Here is a 2576-nt window from a genome sequence, read left to right as displayed (position 1 = left end):
GTGTGCGGGTCAACGGCGTCCGGTGCAGCGGTAGCTCGACGCGACCGCCGTGTCACCGCGGCCGTCGTACCGCGAGACCTGCGGGTAGGGGCACAGGTCGCGGGTCCGGGTGCCGTCGGCCGTGGCGGCGGGCAGGGTCGCCGGCGCCTCGCCGTGCTCGACCCAGTCGACCAGCGCGCCCAGCGCGTTCGTCGGGACCGCGCCCTTGCCGCCACCGCAGTGCTCCACGCCCGGCGCGAGGAACAGGCGGTAGAAGTCGTTGACGCGGTCGGCGCCGCCCAGCCGCCGTTCCACCCGGTCGCGGTACGCCAGGGTGCCGCCGGGCGGGATCAGCTGGTCGGCCGTGCCGACGAACGTGATCAGCTTGCCGCCCGCGCGCCGGAACGCACCGAGGTCCGGGTCCGAGGTGCCGATCACCTCGTCGTACTCCCGCACCGACTGCCGGAACAGCTCGGTGAACCGCTCGTAGGTGATCGTGGAGGTGTCGAAGGCGGGCTGCTCCTCCAGGAAGGACCGCACCCAGCCGACGGCGACCGGGAAACCGGGGGACGACGGGGTGCCGTCCTCGTCGACCGCCGTCCCGGCCAGCCAGGCGAAGTCCGCGCCCTTCGGCAGCCCGGCCCACAGGCTCCGGCCGCGCGCGTCGGTCGGGCCGGCCCAGATCTTGCGCACGACCTCCGCGTCCTCGGCCGTCACGGTGACCTCCCGGCCGCCGCACGTCACGGTGGCGCCCACCAGGGTGCGCGGGTCGTAGCCGCACTCGTCCGGCCGGTCGACGATCCCGTCGGTGACGCCGTCCTGCGGGTCGCAGGCCGTGATCGCGGCCCGGCGGAACCCGTCGAGGACGCAGGTGCTCGGGAAGTGCCGGTCGTTGTACATCACGGTCTGCGGCCACAGGGTCGCGACCGCGAACCGCGCCCAGTCGACCGCCGGGGCGTCGGCCAGGACGCCGTCGAAGTCGTGCGGGTGGCGCTGCGCCTCCGAGTAGCCCTGGCGCCCGCCGGTCGAGCAGCCGTTCCAGTAGGAGTACGACACCGGCCGTCCGTAGAACGCCCGGGTGACGGCCTTGCCGATCAGGGCGGACTCGTGCACCGAGCGGGTCGCGAAGTTCGTCAGCAGCGTTCCGCCGCCGGGGGTCAGGACCCAGCCGGTGTCGAGGAACGTCAGCGGCACGCCCGCGTCGGTCGTCACCCCGGCGTAGCCGTCCTTGACGGCCTGCACCAGCGGTGCGCCGAAGTCCCCGGCGGTGTAGGCGCTCCCGCCGACGGCTTGCAGCCGGCCGGTCCAGCCGGTGTCCGGCAGGGCGACCGCCACCGCGACGTGGTCGTCGCCGTCGTGGGTGAGGGTGACCGTGATCTCGCAGTACGCGGGCACGTCCGTGATGGGCGCCGGCGCCGAGAACGGCGTCGGCGGGAACGTGACGGTCCCGCCCGGCCGGTGCTCGGCCAGCACCGACTCGACCCGCGCACCCGCGGGGGCGGAGACGGGCACCGGAGCGCACGTGGTCGCGCCGACCGCCTGCCCGGCGGGCGCGGCCGAGGCCGTCACCACCGGCAGCAGCGCGATCAGCGGCACGGCGGCCGCGAGGAGTTTCGTCCAGGATCTCATCGACTTCCCCATGGTTCTGCGTGGCCCCAACGTGGGCCAGGAGTGCGCTCGCACGACGCGTGCGGGCGGTGAGGGAGCCGTCGAGCCCGTGACCGGGCCCGTCCGAGTGACGACCGGAAGACCTTCGCACGACAATCCATAACCTGTCAAACCGGTTATGACTGGGCAGCACCATCCATAACCTGTCAGACTGGTTACGTGATGCAGCGGCACGCCTTCCCCTGCGGGGACCTCGCGCTCGACTTCGTCGGCACCCTCCGGGCCAGGCGGAACCCCGAGCCGAGCGAGATGCTGGACGGCCCACGCGCGCTCGACGCGTGGTTCCTCGAATCCGGGGTCGCCGACACCGCGCCGGCCGACGAGGACGACCTCGCCACCGCCCTGGCCCTCCGCGAAGCGGTCTACGACCTCGTCAGCGGCCGCATCGTCGGGGAGCGCGACGACCCCGCGTCCGTCGCCCTGCTCAACGAGGTGGCGGCCCGACCCCCGGTCGTGCCCCGACTCACGGCGGACGGGCTGGTGCGGGTGGCCACGGCGGAGCAGGCGCTGTCGTCGGTGGCCCGCCGCGCGGTGGAGGTCCTCGGTGGCCCGGCGGCCGACCTGCTCAAGGAGTGCGGTCGTCCGGGGTGCACGCAGGTCTACGTGGACTCGTCCCGGGGCTTCCGCCGGGAGTGGTGCGCGATGACCACGTGCGGCAACAAGATGAAGGCGCTGGCCCACCGCGCGCGGCAGCGCGGCAACCCGCCGCTGCGGCCGTCGCGGTTGGGAGTGCGGTGATGCCGCTGCTCGGGCGGGACGCGGAGCTGAAGGTGCTGGCGGAGTTCGTCGGCGGACCGCGTGGCCGCAACGGCGTCCTGCTGCGCGGTGAACCCGGCATCGGCAAGTCCGCGCTCGTGGCGGAAGCCGTCTCCTCGGCGGCGATCGCCGGGCTGCGCGTCCTCACGACGACCGGAGCGGAGGTCGAGCAG

3 protein-coding genes are annotated in these 2576 nt (G+C 74.1%); 2 read left to right on the top strand and 1 reads right to left on the bottom strand.

Translation table 11 applies throughout. The features are described 5' to 3' along the window. Positions 1–9: 9 nt before the first annotated feature. On the bottom strand, positions 10–1608 hold the full coding sequence (locus AB0G02_RS34940) for a tannase/feruloyl esterase family alpha/beta hydrolase (RefSeq protein WP_360803121.1): 1599 nt from the start codon (positions 1606–1608) through the stop codon (positions 10–12). Between the two features lie 201 nt (positions 1609–1809). Here AB0G02_RS34940 and AB0G02_RS34935 point away from each other — a divergent pair, with 201 nt between their 5' ends. Together AB0G02_RS34935 and AB0G02_RS34930 are read left to right on the top strand one after the other, a co-directional pair. Beyond that, positions 1810–2385: an ABATE domain-containing protein gene (locus AB0G02_RS34935; RefSeq protein WP_360803124.1), complete on the top strand. Its 576-nt coding sequence runs from the start codon at positions 1810–1812 to the stop codon at positions 2383–2385. Next, on the top strand, positions 2385–2576 hold a 192-nt coding region (locus AB0G02_RS34930; protein WP_360803118.1), incomplete at its 3' end, for an AAA family ATPase. The genes AB0G02_RS34935 and AB0G02_RS34930, both read left to right, overlap by 1 nt.

The sequence above is a fragment of the Actinosynnema sp. NPDC023658 genome (assembly GCF_040639995.1).
In the GTDB taxonomy this organism is placed as follows: Bacteria; Actinomycetota; Actinomycetes; order Mycobacteriales; family Pseudonocardiaceae; genus Actinosynnema.
This window is presented reverse-complemented; position numbering and strand designations above follow the sequence as displayed.

What these genes read in the sequence shown, in the direction of transcription:
- AB0G02_RS34935 (WP_360803124.1), top strand. Translation starts at nt 1,810, where the DNA reads ATGCAGCGGCACGCCTTCCCCTGCGGGGACCTCGCGCTCGACTTCGTC.
- AB0G02_RS34940 (WP_360803121.1), bottom strand. Translation starts at nt 1,608, where the DNA reads ATGAGATCCTGGACGAAACTCCTCGCGGCCGCCGTGCCGCTGATCGCG.